Genomic DNA, 5512 nt, shown 5'->3' with positions numbered 1-5512 from the left:
ANNNCCGNCCGCCCGCCACTGATCCCCGGCCGGCGCTGGGTGTACAGACCCCACCACCGGAACCGGCCCCGCAGGTCCTGGGGATCGATCCCGTCGAAACCGGTGCGCGGGTAGAGGTTGAGGATGCGGTCCCGCACCTCCAGGCCGCCTTGGTCCTTCTTCATCCGCTCGTTCGCGTTGAGCGGCTCGGAATATCCCAACGCCCACTGGCCCGCTCCCTTGGGTCGGGACGGGCGCGCGGACCGGGCAGGACGAGCAGGAGAAGTCATGAGATCTCTCGGTGCGCGAGGAAGTCGCGGCGCCGACAGCGGGCGCCACGAACGGAGACGTCAGCGGGGGCGGCGACAGCCGGCGCTGGAAACCCGCAGCAGGTCGACGTGCAGACGGGCGACGAGCATCGGCTCGATCACCAGGCACGGCACCGCGGGGGACGACGCAGCCCGGCGCCGGCGGGAGGCATCGACCGGAAGGCCCGACGCCTGCCCAACCGGCACCCCACCAGCGAGGGCGCACGTAGTCACGAGCCCATGTTTCCACAGAAGTACGGCCGATGGGCAAGTCGGGGCACTGTCCGGCCTACTTCGACCCGCCATGCTGCTCCAAACTGCAACAAACCGGACAGCCAGCCCCGAGATCGTCCATCATGGCCGATGCGACCGATGCGGCAACCATGACAGCCACCGAACATAAAACTCTATCATGCCAGTGGAGAAAATGAACAATTCTGCCAGTCGCAAGATCGCTCAGATCGTCCGGTGGACGGCGCACAGCCGTCGAAGCTGCTCCACCAGCGGACCGGTGGCCAGCCCTTTCTCCAGCAGGGCGTCCGCGCCGAGTTCCAGCACCTGGTCGAGCAACGCATCCTCGGAGAATCCCGTGAAAATCACCACCGTGGCCCGCGGCACGACCCGCCGGATCCGCGGCAGGGCGGCGATGCCGTCGAGGACCGGCATGGCCAGGTCAAGCAGCACGAGGTCCGGCTCGGTGCGGACGACCTCGTCGATCGCCTCCGCGCCGTTGGACGCGGCGCCGACGATCACGAAGTCGGGTTCGGTCTCCAGCAACAGGCACAATAGTTCGCGCACGCCGTCCGCGTCGTCAACGACGACGACGCGCCGTGGACCGGGCGGAGGCACCTGCTCCCCCGGAGGGGAACCACGGCCCACAGCGGAACCGCCGGCCAGGCCGACGGCCTTCTCCCCGACGAGCCCGACGGTGTCGGCATCCACCGAACGGCCGGTATCCACCATTCTTTTGTACGCGCCCCGCCCGACCCCGCGCATCGTCATTCAGGATGGTTTCCGAGGATGACCCACGNTGGCCATCAGGCCGATACCCGCAGACCGTCGCGAAGCACCGCAGCCTGGACGCGGCCGCGATAGCACACCATGCGGGAATAGCCCGTCCGGACGAGCCCTCGGCGATTCCGCCGCTTTCTGCCAACACTTCCGTGGCAACGCTCGCGTTTCCCAACAATAACCCAAGAAGGTCGGCANAATGTCTCGACGGAGGCGCGGTACGACGGACGACTTCCACGCTACGATCAATCGGCCGACCACGAAGCGCGACGCCGATCAACTTCGCCTGCCACCCGACAGCTGAGAGTAATCATTGGAACTGGATGTGTATGGGACTTTTGACCTCTAGTCTACTAGGGTGCAGTCTGGAGTAATCTGATCACTATCGGTGACTCTCTGCTGGCCATCGGGCGGGCGACCGTCAGGCGGGCGGGCAGAGACAGCACACGACTGCTGAGCTTCCCTCCTCGGGAGGCGGGACCTTGCCACGCGGAAGGACGTCACAGATGCGGCAACGGAGCCGAGGCCGGCACGATGCGGCGACCNCCGAAGACCTGCTACCCGCTGAGGTCCGACGGCGGCGCTGTGAACGTGTCCTCTCTCGGGAGGAGCTCGCCCGACGCACCGGCTACAGCCGCCAGTACATCGGTCAGCTCGAACAGCCCAGCCGAGGCATCCCCTCCCGGCCGGTGATCGCCGCAGTCGACGCGGCGCTGGAGGCCGGGGGCGCCCTCATCGACCTGCGTGAGGCAGCCGTCGCCGCCCGGGCGGAACGCCTGCGTCGCAGGCCCGATCCGGAGCGGGAGTCCCGCCGCCGGGTTTCGGATCTGCTCGACCACCGCCGGTCGGACACCGAACTGGACTACCTCGATCGGTTGGTGGCCGATCTGATCGCCAAGGCCGATCGGCTCGATCCACAGGACGTCACCGCCCAGGTGCTGGAGCAGCAGAACGTCGTCGACAACCTGCTACACACGCCCATGCTGCCGCACCAGCAGTTCCGGCTGTTCATGCTCGCGGGTCACCTGGCCGGGCTGCTCGCCATCTCCCTGTTGGACGTGGACGAGCTCGCGGGAGCCAGCACCTGCTGCCTCGAGGCGGCGGTGTTCACCGAGCTGACCGGTCACGAAGGACTACGGGCCTGGACCCTCGCGGTCAACAGCCTCATCGACGCGGCCGCCCGGCAGGTCTGCGAGGGCACCGAACCCGGCACCGAACCCGGCATCGTGTCCGGCGACGGCCCCGGGGCCCCCGTGCCACCGGACCCACGGTCCGGGCCGCCAGGTGAGCCCAGCGCTCCGAGGTATGCTCTGGCCGACGGGGATGATTCCGGTGGCGAGACTCTCGACGAGATGCTGATCGCGCCGGGCGGGCGAGCCACCCCGCCCCGGTTGATCGCGCTGGTAAAGGGCCGTATCGCGCGCTTCGCCACGGCGAGTACGCGCCGAGCGGTTCCGATTCCGCCGACCAGTATCTCCCGCGCGTTCCGACCACCGGTCTGAGCGGGGTTCCGACCGCCGGCCTGAGTGGCGCTCAGACGTCCGCGAAACGCAGTTCGCGCAGCGCCGGAACATCACCTCGCCGCGCGGCACGTCCGGCGAAGGCGATAATCCCCGCCTGCTGGCGCGCACCAAGCCGAAAGTCGAGAGTGGTGAAATACCGGGCCAGCGTGCCCGGGTCGAACACCTCAAAACGGGCCGCCCGCGCCGCGACCTCGTCCACATCACGCAGCGCCAGGTCGAGTCCGGAGCGGAACGCGCCGTGCACCTCCTTGACCACCCCGGGACGGCGTTCGGCGAAGGACCGTCGGGCGGCCCACACGGCGAACACCATGGGCAGGCCGGTCCACTCCTGCCAGGCGGCACCGAGATCGATGAGCCGGAGAGGATGGTCCGGACCGCCCCGCTCGGCGTCGTAGGTCGCCCGTAGCGCGGTATCCCCGATGATCACCGCGGCATCCGCCTCCCGCAGCATCGACGGCAGGTCCGGCGGCATCGTCACGTACTCCGGTCGCAGGCCGTGGCGCTCCTCCAGCAACATCCGGGCGAGCAGCACGCTGGTCCTGGACGTCGAGCCGAGCGCGACGGTCCGGATCTCCGCGAGCGGCGCCGCCGTGCTCAGCACGACGGACAGGACCGGACCGTCGGAGCCGACCGCGAGGTCGGGCAGCACGACGAGCTCGTCGGCATGCCGGAGGTACTCCACCAGGCTGATCGGACCGATATCGAGATCGCCGACGATCAGCGCGTCGTTCAGCCGGTCCGGGGTGTCCTTCGTCAGCTCGATGTCGAGCAGAGCACCGGAGTGGACCAGTCCCCAGTACAGCGGCAGGCAGTTCAGAAACTGGATGTGCCCCACCCGGGGACGGGCCTGGGTATCGCCGTCGTCGTCCGCTCCGGCTCCGGTCAACACCGTCCGCCCCGGCGCTCCTCCATGACCTCGATGACCGCGCGGCGCTGGCGCAACGCCAGGGGATAGCTGAGCAGCCCGCTGAACACCACGGCCAGGGCGAAGGCCAGCAGCCCGTTCACCCCCAGCAGCAGGACCACGGCCAGCACCGCTCCGAAGAGCACCACGCGTACCGCGAAGTACCGCAGGTTGATGCCGAGCAGGCCGCGCTCGCCCGCCTGGCCCGATTCGGTCGGCGAGTCGGGCATCGCCCGCTGTGGCCACGAAACCCGCTGTGGCCACGAAACCCGCTGTGGCCACGAAACCCGCTGTGGCCACGAAACCAGCCGCCTACGCGATTGCGCCATCACGTCCTCCGTCTCTTCGTCGGCACCCAGCCGAGCCGGCGCAGCACGGTCGGGAAGAAGCCCAGCCCCAGGAAGACGACGAACAGACCCAGCAGGCCGGCGGCACCGATCGGCAGACCGATCCAGTCGAGCACCACATACCCGGCCACCCCCGGAAACAGGATCACCAGGAAGGCCAGCACAAAGATCGATCCGATGCCGGGTGCTCCGTGGGGCCGGACAGGCCCGGAACCCCCGGGCGCCGGCGACTCCTCGGATCCGCGGGCCGGCCCCGGCCCCTCCCCGGTGCCCATCCGGTCCACCGGTCAGGCGTCGATCGAGGTCGGGACGTCACGCCGAGCCGGGTCGGGACCGTCGTAGACACGGATCTCCCGGTAGCGGGTGTCCCGCTCGACCGGGCGGAAGCCGGCGTCGCGGATGATTGCGAGCAGATCCTCGCGGGTCATGGTGTGCGGCGTCCCGAACCGGTCCGCATCGTGCGTGATCTTGTACTCGACAACGGAACCGTCGAGGTCGTCGGCGCCGAAGTTCAACGCGAGCTGCGCCGTGGTGAGACCATGCATCACCCAGAAGCACTTGATGTGGTCCACGTTGTCGAACAGCAGCCGGGAGACGGCGAACGTCTTCAACGCCTCGGCCCCCGTCGCCATCGGCTGGTTCATCAACCGGTTGCGCGGGTCGCCGGCGGCGTCGTGCTGGAAGCGCAGCGGGATGAAGACCGTGAACCCGCCCGTGGAATCCTGCAGCTCACGCAGCCGCAGCACGTGGTCCACCCGGTGCCGGGGGTCCTCGACGTGCCCGTACAGCATCGTGCACGGAGTGCGCAGGCCCTTGGCGTGGGCGAGCCGGTGGATGCGCGACCAGTCCTCCCAGTGCGTCTCGTGACCGACGATCTTCTGGCGGACCTCCCAGTCGAAGATCTCCGCGCCGCCGCCGGTGAGCGACTCGAGTCCCGCGTCGATGAGCTCGTCGAGGATCTCATCGGCGGACAGGCCACTGATCTTCTCAAACCAGTGGATCTCGGTAGCGGTGAACGCCTTCAAGGCGACGCCGGGCAGCGCCTTGCCGAGCTCCCGCAGCGAGCGCGGATAGTAANGCCAGGGCAGCGTCGGATGCAGACCGTTGACGATATGCAGCTCGGTGATCCCGGCCGGCTCCATCTCCTTCGCCAGCCGGACAGCCTCCTCGATGCGCATGGTGTAGGCATCGGACTCACCGGGCTTGCGCTGGAACGAGCAGTACGCGCAGGACGCCGAGCAGACGTTCGTCAGGTTCAGATGCCGGTTGACGTTGAAGAAGGTCTTGTCGCCGTTCTTTCTGGTGCGAACCTCGTGGGCGAGACCGCCCAACCAGACGAGGTCGTCGCTGGCGTACAGCGCCTCCCCGTCGGCACGGCTCAGTCTCTCGCCGGCGGAAACTTTGGCCTCGATCNCCCGNTTGANCCCAGCANCCATNCCT

General features: G+C 68.5%; 7 protein-coding genes and 1 pseudogene (1 of these 8 cut by a window edge). 1 reads left to right on the top strand and 7 read right to left on the bottom strand.

Going from position 1 to position 5512, the window contains the following annotated elements; genetic code table 11:
* From CED_RS02145 to CED_RS02135, 3 genes and pseudogenes are all read right to left on the bottom strand, one after another.
* A pseudogene (locus tag CED_RS02145) lies at positions 1 to 269 on the bottom strand (nitrite/sulfite reductase) (it extends 1441 nt beyond the left edge of the window).
* A 60-nt stretch (positions 270 to 329) separates the two neighbouring features.
* Positions 330 to 521 carry a putative leader peptide gene (locus tag CED_RS02140; protein WP_035729528.1) on the bottom strand — a complete coding sequence of 64 codons (192 nt, stop codon included), beginning with the start codon at positions 519 to 521 and terminating at the stop codon, positions 330 to 332.
* 222 nt (positions 522 to 743) lie between these two features.
* Positions 744 to 1289, bottom strand: a complete 546-nt coding sequence (locus CED_RS02135; protein WP_011434984.1) for a response regulator transcription factor — start codon at positions 1287 to 1289, stop codon at positions 744 to 746.
* Positions 1290 to 1804: 515 nt separating this feature from the next.
* Here CED_RS02135 and CED_RS02130 point away from each other — a divergent pair.
* Positions 1805 to 2800 carry a helix-turn-helix transcriptional regulator gene (locus tag CED_RS02130; RefSeq protein WP_035908437.1) on the top strand — a complete coding sequence of 332 codons (996 nt, stop codon included), beginning with the start codon at positions 1805 to 1807 and terminating at the stop codon, positions 2798 to 2800.
* A 31-nt stretch (positions 2801 to 2831) separates the two neighbouring features.
* Here CED_RS02130 and CED_RS02125 read toward each other — a convergent pair whose 3' ends face one another.
* The 4 genes from CED_RS02125 to mqnE form a co-directional block, all read right to left on the bottom strand.
* A complete protein-coding gene (locus tag CED_RS02125; protein ID WP_035729688.1) occupies positions 2832 to 3707 on the bottom strand; it encodes a menaquinone biosynthetic enzyme MqnA/MqnD family protein in 876 nt (291 codons plus the stop codon).
* Positions 3704 to 3955 (bottom strand): DUF4229 domain-containing protein, encoded by a 252-nt coding sequence (locus CED_RS02120; RefSeq protein WP_051868632.1) that lies wholly within the window; start codon positions 3953 to 3955, stop codon positions 3704 to 3706. The genes CED_RS02125 and CED_RS02120 overlap by 4 nt, the downstream gene beginning before the upstream one ends.
* Positions 3956 to 4053: 98 nt before the next feature.
* On the bottom strand, positions 4054 to 4347 hold the full coding sequence (locus CED_RS02115; protein WP_011434980.1) for a hypothetical protein: 294 nt from the start codon (positions 4345 to 4347) through the stop codon (positions 4054 to 4056).
* A gap of 12 nt (positions 4348 to 4359) precedes the next feature.
* Complete coding sequence (gene mqnE / locus CED_RS02110) at positions 4360 to 5508, bottom strand: aminofutalosine synthase MqnE (RefSeq protein ID WP_035908435.1); 1149 nt, start codon at positions 5506 to 5508, stop codon at positions 4360 to 4362.
* Between the last annotated feature and the right edge of the window lie 4 nt (positions 5509 to 5512).

Source organism: Frankia sp. CeD, from assembly GCF_000732115.1.
GTDB lineage: Bacteria > Actinomycetota > Actinomycetes > Frankiales > Frankiaceae > Frankia > Frankia casuarinae.
The sequence above is the reverse complement of the archived record's forward strand: the minus strand, read 5'-3'. Positions and strand labels throughout refer to the sequence as shown.

Bases quoted from the DNA above. Each gene is read 5' to 3' on its own strand.
- CED_RS02120 (WP_051868632.1), bottom strand. From the start codon at position 3,955: ATGCCCGACTCGCCGACCGAATCGGGCCAGGCGGGCGAGCGCGGCCTG.
- CED_RS02115 (WP_011434980.1), bottom strand. From the start codon at position 4,347: ATGGGCACCGGGGAGGGGCCGGGGCCGGCCCGCGGATCCGAGGAGTCG.
- CED_RS02135 (WP_011434984.1), bottom strand. From the start codon at position 1,289: ATGACGATGCGCGGGGTCGGGCGGGGCGCGTACAAAAGAATGGTGGAT.